Source organism: Microbulbifer sp., from assembly GCF_051659245.1.
Taxonomy (GTDB): domain Bacteria; phylum Pseudomonadota; class Gammaproteobacteria; order Pseudomonadales; family Cellvibrionaceae; genus Microbulbifer.
Map to the genome: position 1 here is coordinate 1 of NZ_JBOFOC010000028.1, position 24,425 is coordinate 24,425.

A 24,425-nucleotide genomic window follows, 5' to 3' on the forward strand; every position below is an offset into this window, starting at 1 on the left:
TTTGTCGTCACTGCGAGGCATCCCTTTAACCAGGCAATGCATCCGACGGCTAAGTTTGTGCATTTTTTACGCGGTCGCTGCGCTCCCATGATCGCGCAAAAAACGCACAAACTTCACCGCAGCTGATTGCGACGTTAAATGTACCTAGCGAATATGAAACATGTCTTGATCGTCGTAATTCTAGCCCTGGTATACACTAGCGGATACTACGGTGTTCGCAGCAATGGCATTCTGGTACATCATTCAGCCTACTTTATCAATGGTGTCGGTGTAGTAAGCACGGCTTCCCACACGGTGGTAAAAAGCGACTTCGTTGGGTCATTGCAGCCGAAGTCGGCAAAAGTGGCTGCTATCGCTAATGTGGTCTTCGCGCCTTTGCGCTGGATAGAAGCGGGCTACTGGCATTATGCGTATCCTAAAAACGAAATTTGGCCTTATGTGCCAAAAAGCATTTAACAAAGGCAGGCACAGCGACGCCGAAAAGCGGCGCGCGTGCTGCCAACGTTAGCTTGCACAAGATTAAGAAAAAGCAAGGATGATAATGAACAAGAAGTACGCAATCTATATTTTTACTATCTACGCGCTTTACGCAGTTGGAACCTTTGCTTCAAACCTTCTTGACTTTAAAAGAATAGATCTGGAAGTATTTAATGTCCTCCATTTGGTGATTTTGGTGCTTGGGGTTCTTTGCTTTAATCCAAAAGGACTATCCAATACAGGAAAGTTATATCTTTCCACTTTGACTTTTTTAATATTCCCGATCTATTGTTTGTACGCGGATTTTTCCAACTATTTTTTATCCTACAAAATAATGCCTATAAAGCAGCATCTGATTGCTTGGACTGGAATTCTTTGCAATTTTTCACTCTTCGCTATATATGCGCACTTCAAGAGTTTGGTAAGTAATTTTAGATCTGCTTGGTATTATGTCTCTCCTGCTTACTTAGTTCGATCGGTTCAGGGCAAAGAAAATGTAATAACTACAGTCTTCTGGTTTGGGTTTTTGCTCATCGTAGTTTTTAAATTTGCAGTATATGAGTCACTCAGATACTTACTCTACCAATACAATATAGGGGATTATTACACATACGGGCTTGTCATTTCCTTCCCTGTCTTCCTAGGTTTCTGGGCGCGTTCTGTTTACAAAAGTGCTAAAAGCTAACAACCGCAAGCAGAGGGCGTTATGTGATGACAGGAATCTAGTGACATGATAACTAATATACTAAAAATTCTATTGGCGACAACCAGCCTGGGCATGTTTTTCTATAGTACCTCAGTTTTCGGTTTTACTGTTGGGCATCTGTTGCTCCCAATTTTTGCCACGCTAATAGTAGCCTCAATTTTTTATACGCCACTATCAGTCGTTGTAACAAATCTGTGTAAAGTCATCGGCACTCTTACGTTGCTTGCATTTCTTCTATTAATGCTTGCCGGAACAACAGGGGGGCGTTTAATCTTTCTCCGTCAAACCAGGTAATTGCGGTTTTACTAGCCGGTATGTCAATGTTCGGTTTGACATCGTTTTTTTGGTCAGTAAATATATGTTGTAAGGTGAGTTCTGAGCAGTGAAAATAGACGCCACATGTCCACAATGTAAAAACACGGCACTATCAAAGCTAAGAAAACTGACTGTTCCTGGCATAATATTTACATGTGAATCCTGTAAGGCTGAGCTGAAAATAGAAAGACTTTTCTCTACTATAAATCTGGTTCCAATTATGATTCTGGTGCCGAACCTTAAGTTATTCTCGAGTCCAATTTTACATTGGATAGCTTGGCCGATAATGTTGGCTGGGTGTACCTTTCATTTAGCAAGAGTGCCTCTAAAGGTTGTAAACCCTGGGCCAAATCATGCCAAGTACCACTCATAATAATCGCAGGCAGTTTTCTCCGGCCCTTCGGGCCTCCGCGGGACGCCCAATGCTGTGCACATATTGTGCTGGTCGCTGCGCTCCCTTTTTGGCACAATATGTGCGCAGCCTTGGTCGTCCTTGCTCGGGCATTAAGCATCAGGAGAGAAAGTGGACCTTAAAGAATTTATTCGAGAATCTCTTGTTCAAATATCAGAAGGGATTATCGAAGCAAACGAACAATTAAAAGACACAACTGCCATTGCAAATCCTCATGGTATACAAGCCTATTCTAATGAGGCAAAAGCATACGGAAGGATCAATGAAACTTTCCAACAAAAAGAGCAATTGGTTCAGCTCGTAGACTTTGATGTAGCCCTACACGCTGATAGTGGCTCGGAAGCAGGAGGTGGTCTTAAATTATCAATTGCTTCAATTGGAGTTGATGGTGGTAAGAAGTCTACTGAAAGCAGTTCAAGCGAATCACGCATAAAATTTTCCATCCCCATGGTTTACCCCAAGGGCAATGTTTAACAATCGCAGGCACGGCGACGGCTACTCCATTGCGGCTTCGCCTCCATTCCGCAGCCGCGCATGCTGCAAGCATTAAACGGTCATACAGCATCGACCACTCGAAAAAACCTAAATATGAGAGATAAATATGAAATTCACATCTAAATTATTCGTATTAACCTTGGTTGCCATACTTACAGCATGCTCGGGATCTGATGAGGCAATTAGTGCCGCAGAAAATAAATCACTTAAAGGGAATAAAGAGTGGCCTATCGAACTGGTCGGGGCTCTCGATATTATCGATGGTGGTGGCTTCGTTGAAGACAAGTATATGACCTGGGCCGTAGGTTCTCTATCCACCAAATCTGGTTATGGTGAGTTGTCCGTTTATCTAGATGGAAACGCAGCTGTTGATGGCCGCGTAGACTTAGATGCGGAAGGCGAATTTAGAGTGTGGCTCGGCGCACCAAGAACAGAGTACGGACATACCGAATATGAAATCGTTAAAGTCGAAAAAATTTAAACAATCAGGTCAACAAGGACGCTTCGCGCTGACGCGCTCGCGCTTGGCCCCTGAAGCGTTATACACAAAATAGAGAAGCTCCAGGCGCAATTTATCGAAAGAATGTTAAATGGATCATGCTGATTTTCGGGCTTATTACTTGCACGATAGTGTTAGCCCCAATCGCGCCTCAAATAGCACTCGAACAGACCTTTGGCCAGTGGTTAGAAGGCCCTCTTGCTGTGGTTGTTGTTCGGAGTTGGGGGCGATAATCACGTTGATTGGGGCAATGCTGGTCTTTGGCACATATCGGCCAGAGCATCGCAGCCTGATTCTGCGAAAGTCTACAAGAAGGAGCGGCGAGCCCGGCCAGCTTGTTGCTGCACCGAAGCTCGCCCATCTCTGGCGTAATGCGGGCGGCACTTGGCAGATCACTCGGGTTATCAGCTATGGCCACTAAAGTGGCGGAGATCAAGAGGATCACAGGGGATGGAACACGATTTTTGGCTTCAAAAGTGGGAGGACAATGATATTGGCTTTCACGAGCACGAAGCCAATCCGGCGCTGGTAGATCACTTCCACGAACTTTCTTTAGAGAAAGGCGCCCGCATATTTTTACCGCTGTGCGGAAAAACCCTTGATATCGCCTGGTTACTGTCTAAGGGCTACCGCGTTTCCGGCGCCGAACTGAGCACCGTGGCTATCGAACAACTGTTTACGGAACTCGGTGTCGAACCTCAGATCTCTGATCTCGGCAAAATAAAGCATTACAGCGCTGGAAATATCGATATCTACGGCGGCGACATTTTCGATTTGTCCGGTGAGATATTGGGCCCGGTTGATGCCGTCTATGATCGGGCTGCTCTAGTGGCTCTGCCCGAAAAGATACGTCGCCGTTACACAGCGCACCTGATGGAGATCACACGGAAAGCATCTCAGTTGCTGATTACTTTTGTTTACGATCAGACGCTGTTGCCAGGCCCGCCCTTCTCTGTCACTGATGAGGAGGTCAGCAATCACTATAGCGATTACTACCAACTAACGCTTCTGGAAATCAAGGATGTGCCCGGAGGACTGAAAGGACAATGTCCGGCCCGGGAACATGTGTGGCTACTCAGCAATAGCTGAAGTATACATGGCTGCCGACACATGGATTAAAATCAGGTAACCGATACATATATACTTGCCAGTACTGACCTGCTGAGATCCTCGAATGACCGATACCTCCCCTTTGCAGATTGTCTGCCCCACTTGCGGCACAATCAACCGCGTACCCGCCCACAAACTCAACGACCGCCCCCTGTGCGGCAAATGCCAGAGCGCACTGCTTAACGGGCGGCCAATCGAGGCGACCACAGACCAGAGCTTCCGCCGCTTTATCGACAAGTCGGGGCTGCCGGTGGTCGTGGACTTCTGGGCGCCCTGGTGTGGCCCCTGTCGGCAGTTTGCGCCGGTTTTCAGCCAGGTGGCGGCGGAAATGGCGACCCGGGCCACTTTTATCAAGCTGGATACCCAGGCCAACCCGACCGCTGCGGCGAATTACCAGATCCGTTCCATTCCGACCCTGATGCTGTTCTATGGTGGCCGGGAGGTTGCGCGGCTGTCAGGCGCATTGCCTAAAGCCCAGTTTCAGCAGTGGCTGTACCAGCAACAACCTTTCTTGACTCGCTAGCAAGTAAAAACGCCGACAATCTGATGCGTTTATCGCAATCTTGGACTACATTAAGTTCGAAATTACGAACAAGGCTTGCCGGTTGGCGCAAAAAATCACACAGTCAATGGTGAATGGATATGACTCTACATTTTGAATTGGTGCCCGTTATCTCCGTACTCTCGGGCATCGCAATACTGATATGGCCAAGACTGCTCAATTACATCGTCGCTATCTATTTGATCATTATCGGGTTGGTTCAGATATTTGGTATCCAAGTCTAGAATCCGGCTGTCAACCTGACGAAACTGTCTTTTGCGCAGCATTCTTTTTGGGCACAGGCTTTCAATGCGGAAGCCTGCCACTTTGTCGTGCTCCCAATCTACCTAGATGGCGCCCCGGTCCACCATAAGGTCAGCCAATTCATATAAAGATCCACTATCAACTGCGGTGGTGCTTGCACTAATTTGTATCGATCACAGAAACGCACCAAATACTGTCATATATAAACACTATTGTGTCGGGCAACCACTATAGCTGTCAGTTAAGGGGCTTCATACGGTTGACCAGGCGATCACCAGATCTGTCCTGCGATAGTTTCGTAGTCGCCGGTAGATTGATCAGTAGCCGGGCAGAGGTGGAACTCCGGATTCCACCACCTGTTCCAATTGCTCCCATGAGCGAGCAACTATAGCGGTATACCGGGACGGGTTCTCTCTTTATATCCCTAACTGCAATTCTCAGGACAATAGTAATGAAGCAATACCTTGGAATGTTTTTATTGTTATCGGTATTTAGTCAGTGGGCGAATGCCGGCGTGGAAAACGGTGGTTTCGAACACTGGGCCGGTGGCAATCCCGACGACTGGACCACCATTGACTCAGGGATCAGTGTCAATCAAAGCACTTCCACCGTTTACAGCGGCAATTCTTCAGCGGCGATAACTGTCAAAACCGGCAAGCAATCGTCGACGGATTTTCGGCAGACAGTGAGTGTCACCGCGGGACAAACCTATGATTTTTCCGTGTGGGTTCGCCACACCGAGGGCCATGTGAGTGCGCGCCTCTACGTTAACGGTTATCGCGATTACACCAACTATTCGCACACCGGTCAGTGGCAGCAGCTCAGCTACAGCTTCACTGCCAGCACCAGCGGCACTATCGAAGTGGGACTGCGGTTCTACGACCGGACAGGCTTCGACGGCGCTGAAGTGGTTTATGTGGATGCCTTTGAACCCACAGACACCAGCGGCGGTGGCAGCGATGACGGCTATTATGACACCGCGGAGGGCCTGAGCGGCTATAACCTGAAAACAGCGCTCTACAACATCATCAGGAATCACTCCGCCCAGAGTTACAGCGCACTGTGGAGCTTCTATGCCGCCAATGACCTGGACTACCACTACGAGCGGGACGGATCGATTCTGGATATCTATTCGGAGAATCCCACCGGAGGCGATTCCTACAACTACACCGCGGTGAGCGACCAGTGTGGCAACTACGACAGCGAAGGCGACTGCTACAACCGCGAGCACAGCTTTCCGCGCTCCTGGTTCGGTGGCGCCGTAGCGCCGATGAATACCGACGTACACCACATTTTTGCCTCCGACGGCTATGTAAATGCCCTGCGCGCCAGCCACCCCTATGGTGAAGTGGCCACCAGCAGCGCCGTGTCCAGTAACGGCAGCAAGCTCGGCACTGGTCAGTCCAGCCAGGGCTATACCGGCACGGTGTTCGAACCTATTGACGAGTTCAAGGGCGATGTGGCGAGGGCCCACTTCTATATGGCCACCCGCTACCAAAACGTGATTGCCGGCTGGGAAAACTACAGCACCTATGGTGATGCCGTGTTGGACGGCTCCAGTAATCAGGTGTTTGAAGACTGGGCACTGCAGTTGCTGATCGACTGGCACAATGCCGACCCCGTGAGCCAGTGGGAACTCGACCGCAACGCTGCGGCCCAGGAGTTCCAGGGCAACCGCAATCCCTTCGTGGACCATCCGGAATACGTGGAGTCCATCTGGGGGCAGTAATCCGGGTCAGTTCCGGGCAGTCGCCTCGGACGTCCCGTCAATCCAGGGCTGTGATGGGCACGCTTCGCTTTGCCCATCCTACAGGATCATCGTGCCCACGCTTGCCTTATCCGTTCACCCCGGCCTACAGGCTCAGTTTTCGCTCATATATCGACGGGTCTCCAACCCGTTATAATCCCGCCCATGTCAGAGTTACCCATTCACGCCGCTTTACCCGAACTGCTCTCCGCCCTGGGCCGGCACGACAATGTCGTCCTCCAGGCCCCGCCCGGCGCCGGAAAGACCACAATGGTGCCGCTGGCGCTGCTGGACTGCGACTGGCTGGGAGACAGAAACATTGTCATGCTGGAGCCGCGGCGACTGGCGGCGCGCAGTGCGGCTGCGCGTATGGCGGAACTGCTGGGGGAGCCGGTCGGGCAGACGGTGGGCTACCAGATCCGCGCCGAGCGCAAGGTGAGTGGCAGAACCCGTATACTGGTGGTCACCGAGGGAATCCTGACCCGGTTGCTACAGTCGGACCCGGAACTCCCGCAGACGGCGCTGGTGATCTTCGACGAATTTCACGAGCGCAATCTGCAAGGGGATCTGTCCCTGGCCCTGTGCCTGCAATCCCAGGAGTATCTGCGCGAGGACCTGAAACTGCTGGTGATGTCCGCCACCCTGGAAACCGAAGCGGTGGCCGGCCTGCTCGGCGGTGCACCGGTGGTCAGCAGTGAGGGCCGCAGCTTCCCGATTCACGTCCACTACCTGCCGCACCGTCAGGTTCCCGATGACAACCGCCAACTGCCCGCGCTGATGGCCCGCAAGATTGTCGAGTGGATGAACGTGGAGGATGGCAGCCTGCTGGGCTTTCTGCCGGGCGTCGGCGAGATCAGGCAGGTGGAGGAACGGTTGCGGGAACAACTCGCCGACCGCAAGGAGATCACCATCGCCCCGCTCTACGGCGACCTGAGTAAACAGCAGCAGGATACCGCCATAGCGCCCTCCCCGCCCGGCCGGCGCAAAATCGTGTTGGCCACCAACGTGGCGGAAACCAGCCTCACCATCGAGGGCATCCGCATGGTGGTGGATTCGGGTCTGATGCGGGAGTCCCGCTTCGATCCGAACACCGGTATGAACCGCCTGGTGACCACCAATATCTCCCAGGCCTCGGCCACACAGCGCTGTGGCCGCGCCGGACGCCTGAGCGAAGGCCAGTGCCTGCGCCTGTGGAGTGAATCCCGGCAGCAGGGCCTGGCCCCCAAAAACGCCCCGGAAATCCTGATCAGCGATCTGGCGCCACTGGTACTGGAACTGGCCCACTGGGGCGTTCGCGAAGTGGACGAGCTGCGCTGGCTGGACCCGCCGCCGCCCGGGCCCGTGGCCCAGGCCCGGGAGCTGTTGCAGCAACTCGGCGCGCTCGACCGGGAACAGCGGATCACCGCACACGGCAAGGCGATGCTGGCGCTGGGCACCCACCCGCGCCTCGCCCATATGATGATCCGCAGCCTCCACTGGGGCCTGGCGCGGGAGGCCTGCCTGTTGGCATCGCTGCTTTCCGAACGGGATATATTCCGGGGCGAGCAACGCTGGGACCGGGATATCCACAAACGCATGGAGGTTCTCCTCGACCGGGCAAAGAATCCAAATGCCGACAAAGGGGCCATACAGCGCATCCGCCGGCAGGCCGGAATCTGGCAGGGGCAGCTGCCGGGAGCGGAAGGCAACGCAAGCGGGATCGACGATATCGACCGCACCGGCGTGCTGCTGGGCCTGGCCTACCCGGATCGAATCGCCCGCAACCGCCACGACCGCGAGCGCCGCTTTCTGTTGGCCAGCGGCCGCGGTGCCCACTTCTCCCACGACGACGAACTGGCCCTGGCGGATTACCTGGTGATCGCGGAGCTGGACGGCCAGGGCCGCGATGCGCGTATCCAGTTGGCCGCGCGTATTTCCGAATCGGTTCTGCGCGAGTACTTTGCCGATTTGATCGAGCGGAACGAGTCCGTGCGTTGGGATGACAGTAGTGATCGCGCCGTTGCCAGCGAACGCACCACCCTCGGACGCATAGTGCTGGATGAACAGCCGGCAAAAAATATTTCCCCGGAATTGCTCAGCCGCGCCCTGCTGGATGCCATTCGCCAGAAGGGGCTGAATACTCTGCCCTGGAGCAGAGACGCCGTTGCCCTGCGCGCCCGGGTAGAGTTTCTGCGCCGCAATGTGAATGAATTTCCCAATTTGCTGGCGGAACTGGCACTGCCGGACTGGAGCGACACAGCGCTGAGAGAATCCCTGGAAGACTGGCTGCTTCCCCATCTGCAGGGCCTCAGCAAACTGGAACAGCTGAAACAGCTCGACCTGCACAGTATATTGCGAAGCCAGCTGCACTGGCCCTGCCAGCAACAGATAGACGAACTGGCTCCAGCCCATTTCACCGCGCCCAGTGGCTCGCGTATTCCGATCGATTACGAAGGGGAAGAGCCGGTGCTGGCGGTGCGCCTGCAGGAAATGTTCGGCCTGGCGCAGACCCCGGCGGTTCTCAAGGGGCAGTATCCCCTGATGATTCACCTGCTCTCCCCCGCCCGGCGGCCGGTGCAGGTCACCCGGGACCTGGCCAGCTTCTGGACCAACACCTACCAGGAAGTGAAGAAAGAACTCAGGATCAGGTACCAGAAACACTACTGGCCGGACGATCCGCTGACGGCGCAGGCAACCAGCAAGACCAAAAAGCGCATGGATTCGCCATAGAGCGCGACAATTGGGCCAAACTGAATGGCGGAGTGCCGTTCTCCTACACCGCCTAAGAACCTGTTCATAATCTCCTGACGAGGTTGGCAGACTGGGTGGGATGGCCCTTTGCGGGACCGTATGAGGCAGGGATGCCGATTACGAGCATACAGGGACGTATTTAAGGGGGGCGCCTAGCCCGTGTCCCGCGAAGGGCCATCCCACCCAGTCACGCTCAGAAACGTAAGATTATGAACAAGCTCTAAGTAATCAAGAGACCCGAAAGCAAGGGACCCATGCTGCAACTGATTACCCGCCTGTCGCGCAAATTCCAGCTGTGGAGCATAGGCGCACCACTGGCCGCCTGCGGGGTGCTGGCCCTGGTCTGGGGGCGTTCGCCGGGGTGGTTTCTTCTGCTGGTTTCCACGGCCGCGCTGATCGCGGCGGTCCTCGTCGCCGTTCACCATGCGGAGGTTATAGCGCGCCGCGTGGGCGAGCCCTTCGGCGCACTGGTGCTCGCGCTGGCGGTCACGGTGATCGAGGTTTCACTGATCCTGTCGCTGATGCTGTCGGACGTCATAACCTCCAAAGGCTTGGCGCGGGATACGGTTTTCGCGACGGTGATGATTGTGTGCAACGGGGTCATCGGCCTGTGCCTGCTGGCGGGCGCCCTGAAGCACCGGGTCCTCGGCTTCCGCACCGAGGGAACAACGCCGGCCCTGGCGGTTCTCGCGACCCTGGTCACCACTATCCTGGTGCTGCCGGATTTCACCTTCAGTACCGAAGGCCCGACCTTTTCCAGCTCCCAGTTGATATTCGCCGGTGTGGTCTCGCTGTTGCTGTACGGCGTGTTTATTTTTGTGCAAACCATCCGCCACCGGGATTATTTCCTGCCCGAGGCCGAGGGTGTCGAAACCAGGGATGAGCGTACACCTTCGACTCTCGCCGCCGGGTCCAGCCTGCTTTTGCTGATCCTGTCCCTGGTTGCTGTCGTCGGCCTCGCGGAATCACTGGCGCCGCCCATCGAAGGTTTTGTCCGGCGCGCGGGCATGCCGCACGCGGTAGTGGGCATCGCCATCGCCGCGATGGTGTTGCTGCCGGAAACCACCGCCGCCATCCGTTTGGCCCTGCGCAACCGCATGCAGATCAGCTTCAACCTCAGCCTGGGCTCGGCGCTCGCCAGTATCTGCCTGACCATTCCCGCGGTGGTCTTTACCTCCATCTTCCTGGACCTGCCGATGCATCTCGGCCTGCCCCCCAAGGAAATAACGCTGCTTGCGCTAACCCTGCTGTTGACAACCATGACCCTGTCCGGCGGGCGCGCCACGATACTGCAGGGGTCCGTGCACTTGGTGGTTTTCGCGGTATTTATTTTTACCGCGATGGTGCCTTGAATCGGTGTAAAATCTGCACTCTTCCTATCTACCGCTTAAGCTCCGGTATCGGCGACTGCGGCAACATATACAAGTACATAAAAGCCTTCAGCGCTATTCTCTGTGGGCTTACCGAACAATCCCCCAAGGCCGCACATGCCGTCGTGCGCGCCAACGTTAAATGCCTGTGATAGCGAAGTCCAGCGCCGCTAAAATTTCCGAACGAAAATGCTCTAAAGTGCCAATTGGATTTTTGAGTTTATTTCGAGGCATAGAGGCTATCTGCGGAGTAAGAATAAGTAGCTCTTCTCCTTCATACTCAACGGTTGGTGTTAGCTTTCCCAAATTCTCGTTCTGAAAATATTTGAGCCGTCCTAACGGGAGTACAATCCTTGTATTGAGATCGGATATGTACTCGTGCTGTACATCCAGAATGAAGGGAAAGGCTTTTTGAGTCGCCTTACTGAGGTTCCGGTATACATCAAACTGAGCCATTAAAAATTCCTAAACTCATCACCGAAACCACCGTGCTCATTAACAAACTCGTTGTAGGCTTTAATTGCCGCCTTATGCTCGTTCCTCCATCGTTCGGCCTCTCTTTTGGCGAGCTCTTGAGTCAAGGCTTGCTCTAAAGTGGCGGATAAATTAATGTGCATTGAGCGAGATTTGACCAGCAGGTCACTGTTTATGCTCAAGTTGGTAGCCTTTTTGGGGGCATTTGGGTCAAAAAAAGATTGCATGGCGTAGCTCCTGTTGATGCGCATATGTATGCGCATCAACATGTTAGGGTACATTCCGGGTGGTTTTCAACCAGTTTCCCAGCGGAGAAACATGAGCGGCGTGGTGCAATATCCGGGCTAGCCCCACCCTGCACCGAAGCGTCGGACCTGCACAGGGCGTTTCACCGGGAATGGTGAAGTTTGATCCATCCTTACTCACCATAAAAAATCCGGAATCCCAGGGGTTCCGGATTTGTTCTCGTCAGGTCGGTAAGTTAAAGGGCGCCGCCCGTATTTTTGCTTTTCGTCCCTAAGAGCCTGTTTGCGATCTATGGTGCTGCACGTCCAGCGCGGGGTCGGGGCTCCCGGCACATCAATAATAAGCCTGGGTCTTGTCCGTGTGATCGGTAATGTCCTTGACCCCGGCCAGTTCGGGAATCTTTTCCTTCAGGGTCTTTTCCACGCCCTCTTTCAGGGTCATATCCACCATGCCACAGCCCTGGCAGCCGCCGCCGAATTTCAGTACTGCATAGTGGTCTTCGGTCACCTCCACCAGGCTCACCTGGCCGCCGTGGGCGGCGAGGCCGGGGTTGATATCGCTGTATAGCACGTAGTTGATACGGTCTTCGATGGGGCTGTCGTCGGTGACTTTCGGCATACGCGAGTTGGGCGCGCGAATGGTGAGCTGGCCGCCCATCTTGTCCGTGGAGTAGTCCACCCGGGCTTCGTCCAGGTAAGGGATGCTGCGCCCTTCGAAGTAAGCCTTCAGGCCCTCGTACTCCACCATCACGTCTCCTTCCTGCTCCTCCCCGGGACGGCAGTAGGCGATACAGGTCTCCGCGTTGGGAGTGCCGGGATTCGATACGAACATGCGCACAGCGATACCCTCGCAGTCCTGCTTCTCCAGCAGCTCACGAAGGTAATCCTGGGCGGATTCGGTGATAGTGACGTTCAGGTCTGAAGGCTGTTGTGACATAAAGCTTCTCAAATAACCGAGTTTCTTACTCGGGTATTTTACTCTCAGTTGGCCGCAAGTTAAACCGGGGCGAACGCGAAATTCGCCCCTACTCCTCGTATCGGCATTACAGCCGGGCAAGCAGAACCCTGGCTGTCTCTTCCGAAGAGGCCGGGTTCTGACCGGTAATCAGCTGTCCGTCAGTGACCACATGGCTCTGCCAGTCTTCCGCCTTGGTGTAGAGGCCGCCGTTGGCCCGCAGCATGTCCTCAACCAGAAAGGGCACCACCTCGGTCAACTCCACTGCATCTTCTTCCGAATTGGCGAATCCGGTGACGCGCTTGCCGCTGACCAGGGGTTCACCGTCAGCCCTCTTGGCATGGCGGAACACTCCCGGCCCATGGCAGACCGCGGCAACCGGTTTGCCGGCGGCGTAGAAGGACTCGATCAGGGCGATGGAGTTCTTGTCTTCCGCCAGGTCCCAAAGGGGTCCGTGACCGCCCGGATAGAAGACACCGTCGTAGTCCTCCTGCCCGATGTCGTCGAGTGGTGTTGTATTGGCCAGTGCGCCCTGTGCCTCCGAATCCTTGTGGAAGCGCTCGGTGGACTCGGTTTGTGAATCCGGGGCCTCGCTTTTCGGGTCCAGGGGAGGCTGACCGCCCTTCGGCGAAGCCAGGGTTATCTCCGCGCCCGCATCCTTGAAGACGTAATAAGGTGCCGCCAGCTCCTCCAGCCAGAAACCGGTTTTCCTGCCGGTATCACCGAGTTGGTCGTGGGAGGTGAGTACCATCAAAATTTTCATCGTCAGCCTTTCCCTGTATTTGAAAAATCAGCTGTCGGTGCCGACGCGCACCACGAGCTTGCCGAAATTGCCGCCCTCCAGCATGCCCATAAAAGCCTGCGGTGCCTTCTCGAGTCCGTCGACAATTTCTTCCCGATACTTGATCCTGCCGGCGGCGAGCCATTCCGACATATCCCGCTGAAAATCGTCGAGACGGGGACCGTAGTGGTCCAGCATGATGAAGCCTTGGATTTTCAGACGTTTTACCAGGGCCTGGCCCATCAGCAGCCCCGAGCGGTCCGGCCCCTCTGGCAGCGAAGTGGCGTTGTACTGGGAGACCAGACCACAGACGGGAACCCGTGCAAAGTTGTTGAGCAGCGGCAGCACCGCATCCCAAACCCTGCCGCCGACATTCTCGAAATACACGTCGATACCGTCGGGGCAAGCCGCGGCCAGTTGCCCGACAAAATCTTCCGCGCGATGATCGATACAGGCGTCGAAACCCAACTCATCCATCGCATAACGGCATTTCTCCGCGCCACCGGCGATACCCACCACGCGACAGCCCACAATCCTGCCGATCTGGCCGACGGTGGCGCCAACGGGGCCGGTCGCGGCGGCGACCACCAGGGTCTCACCGGGCTCGGGTTCGCCGATATCCAGCAGGCCCTTGTAGGCGGTAAAGCCCGGCATGCCCAGTACTCCCAGAGTGTAGGAAGGATGTTGCAGATCCGCTCCGAGATTGGTGAGCCCGGAGCCGTCGGACAGCTCGTAGTCCTGCCAGCCGCTGTAGGCCAGCACCCAATCGCCGACCTCGTAATCCGGATGGCGGGACTCCACGACTTTGCTCACCGTGCCGCCCACCATGGTCTCCCCGATCTCCACCGGCTCGGCATAGGAGGGGGCATCGCTCATGCGCCCGCGCATATAGGGGTCCAGAGATAGATAGACACTGCGCAGCAGCAGTTGCCCCTCCCCGGGCTGCGGCCGCGGCTCCTCTTCCAGGCGGAAATTCTCTGCGGCGGGTGCGCCTTCGGGGCGCGAAGCCAGCACGATGCGGCGGTTCTTGTCGGTGGATTGCGACATGGATCGACTCCTTCGATTGGTGGAACGTTTATTTATTGGGGACTGCTCTTGACCCAATATCAATTAGACCGGTCGTCTAATTCGTGCTTCAAAAATACCCGCCTCGAGGCGGGTCGAAAAATTCGGGACTATTCCTGGCCCAGTAGAGTGCGCGTCACCTCCATCGCCTGGACCATGGACTCGTCGGTGCGATGCAGTTTGGCCAGCAGGCTGGCGCCCAGCCACATCTGGTAAAGGGTGACGGCGCTCTTTCGGGCATTCAGGCTCTGCGGCAGCGAACCGTCCTCCCGGCCCGCGTCTATGCATTCCGCCAGGCGCGCGATAATCCGGTCCGTGCCGTCCCGCAGGGTAAGGCGCATAGGCTCCGACAAGTCGGCCACTTCGGCGCTCAGCTTTACCACCAGACACTTCTGCTCGTCGCGGGGGTCGCTGTAGATTTTCAGCCACTCCCGCCAGTAGCGCATCAGGCTTTCGGCGGTGCTGCGACTCTCCAGGGAAAAAAGCAGGTCCATATCCTTCAGGTATTTACTGAAGTAGTCCTCCAGCAGCGCCTGACCGTACTGCTCCTTGGACTTGAAGTAGTGGTAGAAGGAACCCTTGGGTACGCCCGCAGTGTTCAGCAGCTCGCTCAGGCCGACACAGGAGAAGCCCTTGCTGGACATCACCCGGTGGCCGGTATCGAGGAGATGCTGGCGTGTATCGTCGTAACTGGACTTCATGGCGCGCAGTCTAACCACAATTAGACCGGTCGTCTAGAGCGCTTGATTACAAGTCTATTCCTAAGAGAACTGTTCGGTCACAATAATGATCTGGTAGCAGCCCTCACCAAAAGTTGTCAATTGACAACCTTGCTTAACTCCTCCTACACTTGAAGGAAAAAGGAAGCAGCCGGACTTATGCCTCGAAATAGACACCCTCATAAGGAGATCGAAGGAGCCCTGCAGCACGCGGAAGAAAGCGGCTGGAGAGTTGAGGTTGGCGGCTCCCATGTGTGGGGAAAGATATATTGTCCTCATAATGACAAAGAGTGCCGATGTGGCGCTTTTTGCATTACAGGCATATATAGCACTCCGAGAAACCCAGGAAAACATGCGAGGCAGATTATCAAGGCTGTTGATAAATGTACCGGTGGCGAATCAGATGAGTCTGCGGAGTAAGTTTATGAAAGAGTTTGAATTTACACTTAACTATAAACTTCCTGATGCTGATATAGACCCGGAACAGTATATTGGCCAACTAATTGAAGCTGGATGCGATGACGCGATTATTGGACTAGGGCATCCCGGTCGTATATCGCTTCAATTTGATAGAGAAGCAGAAAATGCAGTTGATGCAGTACTTTCTGCAATGCGTGATGTGAGGAATGCAATCCCTGATGCAGTATTTATCGAAGCTACTCCCGATATTGTAGGAGTTTCTGATATAGCGCCATTTGTTAGATGTTCCCGCCAAAATGTAAGAAAGCTGGTAACTAAATCTACATTTCCGCTTCCTCTACATTCTGGCAAGCGTCCTTTATGGCATCTTTTTTTTGTTCTCCAGTGGTGCGTATCTGAAAAAATCAGAGAAGTTGAACCAACAATGTTAGATCTGGCTTCAATAAATATGCAAATAAACCTCAACAGGAAAACAGAAAGAGTTGACCCTGAAATGCAATCTTTATTGGCAACTGAGGTTCATATTTAAGGGGAGACAGGGTTCTCCCCTACTCGGCTTCGTTATCATCAAAATTCGCCATAGCCGCCCCCGCCGGGAGTTTCGATGGCAAAGACATCCCCCGCCTCCATCTGCACCTCGGCACAACCGCCCAGTTCTTCTTTGGAACCATCCGCCCTTTCCACCCGGTTGCGCCCCAGCGCCGCGGCTTCACCGCCGTCCAGCCCAAACGGCGGAAGGCGGCGATGGGAGGCGAGAATGGAGGCGGACATGGGCTCCAGGAAGCGAAGGCGCCTGCGGGCGCCGTCGCCGCCCCGGTGGCGCCCGGTACCACCGGAGCCGCGGCGGATACTGAATTCCTCAAGCAATACCGGGAAACGCCATTCCAGTACCTCCGGGTCGGTGAGTCGGGAGTTGGTCATATGGGTGTGTACTGCATCGGTACCATCGAAATCCGGCCCCGCGCCGGAGCCGCCGCAGAGGGTTTCGTAGTACTGGTAGCGCTCGTTGCCGAAGGTGAAATTGTTCATGGTGCCCTGGGCCGCGGCGATGGTCCCCAGCGCGCCGAAGAGCGCGTCCACCACGTACTGGGAAGTCTCCACATTGCCCGCGACCACCGCCGCCGGGTACTGCGGATTCAGCATACAGCCCTCGGGGACGACGATATCCAGCGGCTTAAGGCAGCCGCCGTTGAGCGGGATATCGTCCCGCACCAGGCAGCGGAACACGTAGAGCACCGCCGCCTTGGTCACCGCCGCCGGCGCGTTGTAGTTGCCGGGGTGCTGGGGGCTGGTGCCGGTAAAATCGATGCGCGCGCGGCGCGCGGACTTGTCGACGGTGACCGCCACCCGGACCTCGCTGCCATCGTCCATCTCGTAGCGGAAGTCGCCGTCGTGCAGCGCATCCAGGGCCCGGCGCACGGATTCCTCGGCGTTGTCCTGCACGTGTTTCATATAGGCCTGCACCACCGGCAGGCTGAAATGCTCCACCATGCGCGCCAGTTCGTGCACGCCCTTTTCGCAGGCGGCCAGTTGCGCATGCAGGTCGGCGATATTCTGGTCGATATTGCGCGCGGGCCATTTGCCGCCGGCCAGTTTTTTGCGAATGCTGTCTTCGCAGAATCTGCCGCCGTCCACCAGTTTCAGATTGTCCAGCAGTATGCCCTCTTCCTCGACATTGCGGCTGAACGGCGGCATGGAGCCGGGGGTGATGCCGCCCACGTCCGCGTGGTGGCCGCGGGTGGCGACGTAGAACAGTAGTTCATCTCCCTCGCCCTCCCCTTGAAAAACCGGTTTGATCACGGTGATATCCGGCAGGTGGGTGCCGCCGTTGTAGGGCGCGTTCAGCACGTAGGCGTCGCCGGCGCGCATGGTGTCCGCGCGCTCGCGGATCACCGTCTTGATACTCTCGCTCATGGAGCCCAGGTGCACCGGCATATGGGGGGCGTTGGCGATCAGCTCACCGTCGCGGTCGAAGAGCGCGCAGGAGAAGTCCCTGCGCTCCTTGATATTCACCGAGGAGGCGGTCTTTTCCAGCACTGTGCCCATCTGTTCGGCGATGGACATAAACAGGTTGTTGAAAATCTCCAGCATTACCGGATCGACATCGGTGCCGATAGCCCGCTGCCGGGGCAGTTCCTCGACCCGCTCCAACAGCAATCCTGTGGCTTTTACACTGGCGCGCCAGCCGGGCTCAACGACGATGGTGCTGTTGGCCTCGCTGATAATCGCCGGGCCGGACACCGCCTCGCCCTCGCGCAGCTCCTCCCGGCGGTAGATCGGCGCGGTGCGGCTCTCTCCCCCCATGGTCACCCGGGCCTCGGCGCTGGGCGGCACTCCGCGGCGCGGTGTTCCGCCTCCGCTTTCCGGCTTCTCGTTCGGATTGCCGGAACTGCCGACCACTTCCACTTGCACCGCCTCCACGATCAGCGGCTTGCCCTCGGCGAGAAAACCGAAACGCTGGCGGTAGGCTGCCTCGAATTCGGTAATCACCTGCTCGCGCCCGCCCATGGCCACTTCCAGCGCGGTGTCGGTGCCGGCGTATTTCAGGTGCAGTTTGTACAGGCAGTGGATCTGCTCTTCCGGCACCTGCTGGGCCAGCATCTCCGCCCTGCCCTCGTCCGCGAGTTTTTGCAAAAGCCGGTTCAGCTCCGCTTCCGACTCAGGGGAATATTCCCGCTCCAGGCTGCGCTCCCGGGTCAGGCGCAGATCGGCGAGGCCGATACCGTAGGCAGAGAGCACCCCGGCCAGCGGGTGCAGCAGCACCTGCTCAATGCCAAGTGCGTCCGCCACCAGGCAGGCGTGCTGGCCGCCGGCGCCGCCGAAGCAGTTGAGCAGATAACCGGAGACGTCGTAGCCGCGCTGCACGGAGATCTGCTTGATCGCGCTGGCCATATTCTCCACCGCGATGGCGAGAAAACCTTCCGCCACCTGCTCCGGTGTGCGCGTATCGCCAGTGGCGCGCCGGATTTCCTCCGCCAGTGCGGTGAATTTCTCGCGCACGATCGCGCCGTCGATGGGCTGATCGGCGCCGGGACCGAACACATGGGGAAAGAATTCCGGCTGCAGCTTGCCCAGCATCACATTGCAGTCGGTCACCGTCAGCGGTCCGCCGCGGCGGTAGCAGGCGGGGCCGGGATCTGCGCCGGCGGAATCCGGGCCCACCCGGTAGCGGGCGCCGTCGAAGTGCAGAATCGAGCCGCCGCCGGCGGCCACCGTGTGGATCAGCATCATGGGCGCGCGCATGCGCACCCCGGCCACTTCGGATTCCAGGGTGCGCTCGTAGTCGCCGCGGTAGTGGCACACATCGGTGGAGGTACCCCCCATATCGAAGCCGATTACCTGCGAAAAACCCGCCTGCTCCGCGGTATTCGCCGCGCCCACTACCCCTCCGGCGGGGCCGGAGAGAATCGCGTCCTTGCCTTGGAAGAAATGCGCATCGGCAAGGCCACCGTTGGACTGCATAAACAGCAGGCGCGTATCCCCCAGGGCCCGATCGACCCGGTCCACATAGCGGCGCAGCACCGGCGACAGATAGGCGTCCACCACGGTGGTATCACCGCGGCCCACCAGCTTGATCAGCGGGCTGACCTCGCTGCTGACGGAAACCTGGATAAAGCCGATTTCGCGGGCGATGGCGGCGATGCGCCGCTCGTGGTCCGGATAGCGGTAGCTGTGCATCAGCAGGATGGCGAGGCCGCGGATGCCCCGGTCGAAGGCCGCCTGCAGGTCGCGACGCACCCTTTCCTCATCCGGTGCCTGCAAGACCTCGCCACTGGCGGTGACCCGCTCGTCCACTTCCAGGACTTCGGTGTAGAGCATCTCCGGCAGCCGGATATGCAGGTCGAACAGCCGGGGGCGGGCCTGGTAGCCGATACGCAGGGCGTCGCGGAAACCGCGGGTGGTCACCAGAACCAGGGGGTCCCCCTTGCGCTCCAGCAGCGCGTTGGTGGCCACGGTGGTGCCCATCTTCACCGAGCGTATCCGCTCCGCCGGGATCGGCGCCTCCGGCTCCACTTTCAGCAAAGCGCGGATGCCGGCCAGGGCCGCGTCCTCGTACTGCTCCGGGTTCTCGGAGAGCAGCTTATGGCTGACCAGCCGGCCGTCCTGGCGTCGCGCGACGATATCGGTGAAGGTGCCGCCGCGGTCGACCCAGAAGTCCCACTGGCTGCTTCCGTCTGGTTGGTTCATATCAGATCGCCGCTCCAAATTGACGCGTGTCGCGCGCAACGATACACTTTTCGGTATCGCCGAGGGAACGCATGATCAAAAGCATCAAACACAAAGGCCTGCGCAAATTCTACGAAACCGGAAACACCGGCGGAATCCGCTCCGACCATGCACAACGGTTGCGTCTCAGGCTGACCAAACTGGATGCTATCGTATCGCTGGACGATATCACCCTGAAGAATTGGGACCTGCACCCGCTTAAAGGCGATAAAGCTGGCCAATGGGCGATTAAGGTTAGCGGAAACTGGCGGTTGTTTTTCAAATTTGAAAACGGCCATGTATACCTGCTGGATTACGACGATTATCACTAGAGAGGCCGATTTATGCCGATGCACAACCCCTGCCATCCGGGCGAATTGCTGGCGATAGCACTGATCAGGGATGAAGACGGCAACAGGATCGACAGTGTCCAGTCCGTTGCCAACAAACTGAACTGCCATCGCAGTACCCTGAACCGGGTAATTGCCGGCACCGCTTCAATCACCCCGGAAATGGCCCTGGCTCTGGAGTCCATTGGAGCCGGAAGCGCTGAACACTGGCTGGCCATGCAGGCAAATTACGATTTGTTTCGGCTGCGCCGAGGTCGCGCAGCCTGACCGTCCCGCCCCAGTTGCGCCCGCAAAGGCGGGCCTGCGGCCCGTTTGCGGAGCCGGCGGCGAGCACTCCCGCGCTCCCGGGTCCCGGGTCCCGATTATGATAAGATTGCCGCCCCTGTAGCCCCGCGAAGGAAGTTTAAATGCCCCAGCAGTCCCGCCGCCGCCACCGCCTCGACCAGCTTCACGCCGCGCTGGCAGAGCGCATCCTGATCCTGGATGGCGCCATGGGCACCATGATTCAGCGGGAGAAGCTGGCGGAAGAGGACTACCGCGGCAGCCGCTTCGCCGACCACCACAGCGACCTCAAGGGCAACAATGACCTGCTGGCCCTGACCCAGCCGGAGCTGATCGAAAAGCTGCACCGGGACTATCTCGAGGCCGGTGCCGATATTATCGAGACCAACACCTTCAACGCCACCCGGCTGTCCCAGTCGGACTACGACTTGGAGGATCTGGTCCCGGAACTGAACCGTGTTGCCGCGGAGGTGGCGCGGCGGGCCGCCGACGCGGTGTCCACGCCGGACAAGCCCCGCTGGGTGGCCGGGGTGATAGGTCCCACTTCGCGCACCGCCAGCATCTCCCCGGACGTCAACGACCCGGGTGCGCGCAATGTCACCTTCGACGAGCTGGTGACCAACTATGTCGAGGCGGCACGCAACCTGATCGAAGGCGGCTCGGACATCATCCTGATCGAGACTATTTTCGATACCCTGAATGCCAAAGCGGCCATCTACGCCCTGCATCAGCTGTTCGAGGAGTTGGGTTTTGAGCTGCCGATCATGATCTCCGGCACCATCACCGACGCCTCCGGGCGCACCCTGTCCGGGCAGACCACTGAGGCCTTCTACTACTCCATCGCGCACGCGAAGCCGCTCAGCGTCGGCCTCAACTGTGCCCTGGGCGCCACCGAGCTGCGCCCCTATGTGGAAGCGCTGTCCGGCGTCTGCGCCGAGAACGTTTCCGCGCACCCGAACGCGGGCCTGCCGAACGAATTCGGCGAGTACGACGAGACCCCGGAGGAAACCGCCGGTATCGTCGCCGAATTCGCGCGCAGCGGCTTTCTGAACATTCTCGGCGGCTGCTGCGGTACCACTCCAGAGCATATCCGCGCAATTGCCGACGCGGTGGCCGATATTCCGCCGCGGGCGCTGCCGAAGATCAAACCGGCCCTGCGCCTGTCCGGCCTGGAGCCCTTCGTCGCCGACGAGAACGCCCTGTTCGTGAACGTGGGCGAGCGCTGCAACGTCACCGGCTCCGCCCGCTTCAAACGCCTGATCCTGGATGAGGACTACGACACCGCGCTGCAGGTGGCCGCCGCCCAGGTGGAGGACGGCGCGCAGGTGATCGACTTCAATATGGACGAGGCGATGCTCGACTCCGTCGCCGCCATGCGCCGCTTCCTCAATCTTGCGGCCACCGAGCCGGATATCGCCAAAGCGCCCTTTATGGTGGACTCCTCCAAATGGGAGGTGATCGAGGCGGGGCTGCAGTGCATCCAGGGCAAGCCCATCGTCAACTCCATCAGCCTCAAGGAAGGCGAAGAGGATTTTGTAAAGAAAGCCCGCCAGTGCCTGCGCTACGGCGCCGCGGTGGTGGTCATGGCCTTCGACGAAAGCGGCCAGGCGGATACCTTCGAGCGCAAGACGGAAATCTGCAAACGCAGCTACGACATTCTCGTCGACAAGGTCGGCTTCGCGCCCACGGATATTGTGTTCGACCCGAATATCTTCGCCGTGGCCACCGGTATCGAGGAGCACAACAACTACGCGGTGGACTTTATCGAAGCCACCCGGTGGATCCGCGAGAACCTGCCCGGAGCAAGCGTTTCCGGCGGCGTGTCCAATGTGTCCTTTTCCTTCCGCGGCAACAACCCGGTGCGCGAGGCGATCCACTCGGTATTCCTGTTCCACGCCATCAAGGCCGGTTTGAATATGGGTATCGTCAACGCCGGCCAGTTGGCGGTGTACGACGACCTGCCGCAAGAACTGCGGGAAAAAGTCGAGGATGTGATCCTCAACCGCAGCCCGGAAGCCACAGAGGCGCTGCTGGATATCGCGGAAAAGTATCGCGGCGACGGCGCGGCACAGACGCGCAAAGAAGATCTGAGCTGGCGCGAACTGCCGGTGAACAAGCGCCTGGAACATGCGCTGGTCAAGGGTATCAACAACTATATCGTGGAAGATACCGAGGCCGCCCGCGCCGCCGCTACCCGCCCGCTGGATGTGATCGAAGGTCCGCTGATGGACGGCATGAACGTAGTGGGCGACCTGTTCGGCGAGGGCAAGATGTTCCTGCCCCAGGTGGTGAAATCCGCGCGGGTAATGAAACAGGCGGTGGCCTACCTGCAGCCCTATATCGAGGCGGAGAAGACCGCGGACAGCAAACCCAACGGCCGCATCCTGATGGCCACGGTCAAGGGCGACGTGCACGATATCGGCAAGAATATCGTCGGCGTGGTGCTGGCCTGTAACAACTACGAAGTAATCGACCTGGGCGTAATGGTGCCCTGCGAAACCATTTTGCAGACCGCAAAGGAAAAGCGGTGCGATATCATCGGCCTGTCCGGCCTGATCACGCCGTCGCTGGACGAGATGGTGCATGTGGCGGCGGAGATGGAGCGCCAGGGTTTCGACATTCCGCTGCTGATCGGCGGCGCCACCACCTCCAAGGCGCACACCGCGGTAAAAATCGATCCCCAGTTCAAGCGCAACCAGACGGTGTATGTGGCCGATGCCTCCCGCGCGGTGGGCGTGGCCAGCAGCCTGATCTCCGACGAACTGCGCCCCGCTTTCGTTAAGAATATCCAGGAAGAATACGAAAAGGTCCGACACCGCACCGCCAATCGCAAGCGCAACGACAAGCGCTTGAGCTATGAAGAGGCCCTGCAGGCAGCGCCGCAGTTCGATTGGCAGAGCTACACTCCGGCGGTACCGCAAAAACCCGGCGTGACGGTAATCGACGACTTCCCGCTGGAAAAACTGGTCGATACCATCGACTGGACGCCCTTTTTTATCTCCTGGGACCTGGCCGGTAAATACCCGGCGATCCTCAACGACGAAGTGGTGGGCGAAGCGGCCACGGACCTTTTCAAGAGCGCCCAGTCGATGCTGCAGGAAATTATCGACAAGAAACTGCTGCGCGCCCGCGCGGTGTTCGGCCTCTGGCCGGCCAACAGCGACGGCGACGACATCATCGTCTACAAGGATGAAAGCCGCACCGAAGAACTGGCCCGCCTGCACCAGATGCGCCAGCAGGTGCAGAAGCGCGGCGGCGACGGCCTGTGCCGCTCGCTGGCCGATTTTGTCGCCCCGGAAGACTCTTTTAGGGCTGACGGCTCTGGCGTGGCGGACTATGTCGGCGGCTTCGCGGTCACCACCGGCATCGGCGCCGACGAATTGGCTGCAAAGTACGAAGCGGCCCACGACGACTACAGTGCGATTATGGTCAAGGCGCTGGCGGACCGGCTGGCAGAATCCCTCGCCGAGTACCTGCACAAACAGGTGCGCAGGGAATACTGGGGCTACGCGCCGGACGAGCATCTGAGCAACGAGGAGCTGATCAAAGAGGCGTACACCGGCATCCGCCCCGCTCCCGGCTATCCCGCCTGCCCGGACCACTCGGAAAAGGCCACCCTGTTCCGCCTGCTGGATGCCGAGGAAAATGCCGGGGTCCGCCTCACCGAACACTTCGCCATGCTCCCCGCCGCCTCGGTGAGCGGCTGGTACTTCGCCCACCCGCAGGCCAAGTACTTCAACGTGGGCAAGATAGGCCGCGACCAGCTCAAGAGCCTCGCCGAGCGCAAGGGTATGCCGGAAAATGAGCTGGAGCGCTGGCTGCGGCCAAATCTCGAAGATTGAAATCTCGGGACTCGGGACTCTCAGTAGGGTGCGCCGTGCGCACCTCTCGGTCAATGGTGCGCACGGCGCACCCTACGTAGCAGGTGGTGGAAATGGAAAAGAAAAAGGATAAGAAAAAGGACAGCCAGGAAGAAAAGCGCCCATCATTCGGCCAGGTGGTACTCAGCACCCTGGCCGCCGCCTTCGGCGTGCAGAGCAGTAAAAATCGGGAGCGGGATTTCAAGGGGGGCAGTATCAAGACCTATATTGCCGCGGGTATTATTTTCACTGCCCTCTTTGTATTGGCCTTGGTGCTGGTGGTGAAAACCGTGCTCGGTAATATGGGCTGACCTCCTTACCAGAATCATACCTCGATCGCGGCCATGGACAGATTTTTGCTCCTGCAAAATCTGCATTTCCGCCATCCCTGGCGGTCGCCGC

The 24,425-nt window shown here is 57.6% G+C and carries 22 protein-coding genes; 15 read left to right on the forward strand and 7 right to left on the reverse strand.

The features are described 5' to 3' along the window. Positions 1-165 precede the first annotated feature (165 nt). From ACRC0P_RS03200 to ACRC0P_RS03245, 10 genes are all read left to right on the forward strand, one after another. Positions 166-456, forward strand: a complete 291-nt coding sequence (locus ACRC0P_RS03200) for a hypothetical protein (protein WP_438628343.1) — start codon at positions 166-168, stop codon at positions 454-456. An 85-nt stretch (positions 457-541) separates the two neighbouring features. Continuing rightward, complete coding sequence (locus tag ACRC0P_RS03205) at positions 542-1,162, forward strand: hypothetical protein (protein WP_438628344.1); 621 nt, start codon at positions 542-544, stop codon at positions 1,160-1,162. Between the two features lie 859 nt (positions 1,163-2,021). Continuing rightward, positions 2,022-2,384 (forward strand): hypothetical protein, encoded by a 363-nt coding sequence (locus tag ACRC0P_RS03210; RefSeq protein ID WP_438628345.1) that lies wholly within the window; start codon positions 2,022-2,024, stop codon positions 2,382-2,384. A gap of 127 nt (positions 2,385-2,511) precedes the next feature. Continuing rightward, positions 2,512-2,886: a hypothetical protein gene (locus tag ACRC0P_RS03215; RefSeq protein WP_438628346.1), complete on the forward strand. Its 375-nt coding sequence runs from the start codon at positions 2,512-2,514 to the stop codon at positions 2,884-2,886. Between the two features lie 468 nt (positions 2,887-3,354). Continuing rightward, positions 3,355-3,993, forward strand: a complete 639-nt coding sequence (tmpT, locus tag ACRC0P_RS03220) for a thiopurine S-methyltransferase (RefSeq protein WP_438628347.1) — start codon at positions 3,355-3,357, stop codon at positions 3,991-3,993. An 85-nt stretch (positions 3,994-4,078) separates the two neighbouring features. Beyond that, a complete protein-coding gene (trxC, locus tag ACRC0P_RS03225) occupies positions 4,079-4,537 on the forward strand; it encodes a thioredoxin TrxC (protein ID WP_438628348.1) in 459 nt (152 codons plus the stop codon). A gap of 119 nt (positions 4,538-4,656) precedes the next feature. Further along, positions 4,657-4,800 (forward strand): DUF3096 domain-containing protein, encoded by a 144-nt coding sequence (locus tag ACRC0P_RS03230; RefSeq protein WP_438628349.1) that lies wholly within the window; start codon positions 4,657-4,659, stop codon positions 4,798-4,800. Positions 4,801-5,270: 470 nt separating this feature from the next. Then, entirely contained in the window at positions 5,271-6,548 is a 1,278-nt protein-coding gene (locus tag ACRC0P_RS03235) for an endonuclease (RefSeq protein WP_438628350.1), read from the forward strand. A 183-nt stretch (positions 6,549-6,731) separates the two neighbouring features. Further along, complete coding sequence (gene hrpB, locus ACRC0P_RS03240; RefSeq protein ID WP_438628351.1) at positions 6,732-9,275, forward strand: ATP-dependent helicase HrpB; 2,544 nt, start codon at positions 6,732-6,734, stop codon at positions 9,273-9,275. A gap of 275 nt (positions 9,276-9,550) precedes the next feature. Continuing rightward, complete coding sequence (locus tag ACRC0P_RS03245) at positions 9,551-10,648, forward strand: calcium:proton antiporter (protein ID WP_438628352.1); 1,098 nt, start codon at positions 9,551-9,553, stop codon at positions 10,646-10,648. A gap of 156 nt (positions 10,649-10,804) precedes the next feature. On the opposite strand, the gene ACRC0P_RS03250 is transcribed toward ACRC0P_RS03245, so the two are convergent. The 6 genes from ACRC0P_RS03250 to ACRC0P_RS03275 form a co-directional block, all read right to left on the reverse strand. Beyond that, positions 10,805-11,122, reverse strand: a complete 318-nt coding sequence (locus ACRC0P_RS03250; RefSeq protein ID WP_438628353.1) for a CcdB family protein — start codon at positions 11,120-11,122, stop codon at positions 10,805-10,807. Then, on the reverse strand, positions 11,122-11,367 hold the full coding sequence (locus tag ACRC0P_RS03255; protein ID WP_438628354.1) for a type II toxin-antitoxin system CcdA family antitoxin: 246 nt from the start codon (positions 11,365-11,367) through the stop codon (positions 11,122-11,124). The genes ACRC0P_RS03250 and ACRC0P_RS03255 overlap by 1 nt, the downstream gene beginning before the upstream one ends. 352 nt (positions 11,368-11,719) lie before the next feature. Continuing rightward, positions 11,720-12,322: a Fe-S biogenesis protein NfuA gene (gene nfuA, locus ACRC0P_RS03260; protein WP_438628355.1), complete on the reverse strand. Its 603-nt coding sequence runs from the start codon at positions 12,320-12,322 to the stop codon at positions 11,720-11,722. Between the two features lie 106 nt (positions 12,323-12,428). Then, positions 12,429-13,103 carry a type 1 glutamine amidotransferase domain-containing protein gene (locus ACRC0P_RS03265; protein WP_438628356.1) on the reverse strand — a complete coding sequence of 225 codons (675 nt, stop codon included), beginning with the start codon at positions 13,101-13,103 and terminating at the stop codon, positions 12,429-12,431. Positions 13,104-13,130: 27 nt separating this feature from the next. Further along, positions 13,131-14,168 carry an NADP-dependent oxidoreductase gene (locus ACRC0P_RS03270; protein ID WP_438628357.1) on the reverse strand — a complete coding sequence of 346 codons (1,038 nt, stop codon included), beginning with the start codon at positions 14,166-14,168 and terminating at the stop codon, positions 13,131-13,133. Positions 14,169-14,296: 128 nt separating this feature from the next. After that, on the reverse strand, positions 14,297-14,905 hold the full coding sequence (locus tag ACRC0P_RS03275) for a TetR/AcrR family transcriptional regulator (protein ID WP_438628358.1): 609 nt from the start codon (positions 14,903-14,905) through the stop codon (positions 14,297-14,299). Positions 14,906-15,329: 424 nt separating this feature from the next. Here ACRC0P_RS03275 and ACRC0P_RS03280 point away from each other — a divergent pair, with 424 nt between their 5' ends. Continuing rightward, on the forward strand, positions 15,330-15,854 hold the full coding sequence (locus ACRC0P_RS03280; RefSeq protein ID WP_438628359.1) for a DNA-binding protein: 525 nt from the start codon (positions 15,330-15,332) through the stop codon (positions 15,852-15,854). A gap of 38 nt (positions 15,855-15,892) precedes the next feature. Here the strand turns inward: ACRC0P_RS03280 and ACRC0P_RS03285 are convergent, their stop codons facing one another. Next, positions 15,893-19,513, reverse strand: coding sequence for a hydantoinase B/oxoprolinase family protein (locus ACRC0P_RS03285; protein ID WP_438628360.1), 3,621 nt, complete (start codon positions 19,511-19,513; stop codon positions 15,893-15,895). A 71-nt stretch (positions 19,514-19,584) separates the two neighbouring features. On the opposite strand from ACRC0P_RS03285, the gene ACRC0P_RS03290 reads away from it, so the two are divergent. The 4 genes from ACRC0P_RS03290 (at position 19,585) to ACRC0P_RS03305 (ending at position 24,334) form a co-directional block, all read left to right on the forward strand. Further along, a complete protein-coding gene (locus ACRC0P_RS03290; protein ID WP_438628361.1) occupies positions 19,585-19,863 on the forward strand; it encodes a type II toxin-antitoxin system RelE/ParE family toxin in 279 nt (92 codons plus the stop codon). Between the two features lie 12 nt (positions 19,864-19,875). Continuing rightward, positions 19,876-20,148: a HigA family addiction module antitoxin gene (locus ACRC0P_RS03295; RefSeq protein WP_438628362.1), complete on the forward strand. Its 273-nt coding sequence runs from the start codon at positions 19,876-19,878 to the stop codon at positions 20,146-20,148. Positions 20,149-20,288: 140 nt separating this feature from the next. Further along, positions 20,289-24,005, forward strand: coding sequence for a methionine synthase (gene metH / locus ACRC0P_RS03300; RefSeq protein WP_438628363.1), 3,717 nt, complete (start codon positions 20,289-20,291; stop codon positions 24,003-24,005). A gap of 92 nt (positions 24,006-24,097) precedes the next feature. Further along, on the forward strand, positions 24,098-24,334 hold the full coding sequence (locus ACRC0P_RS03305) for a DUF2970 domain-containing protein (RefSeq protein WP_438628364.1): 237 nt from the start codon (positions 24,098-24,100) through the stop codon (positions 24,332-24,334). Positions 24,335-24,425 lie beyond the last annotated feature (91 nt).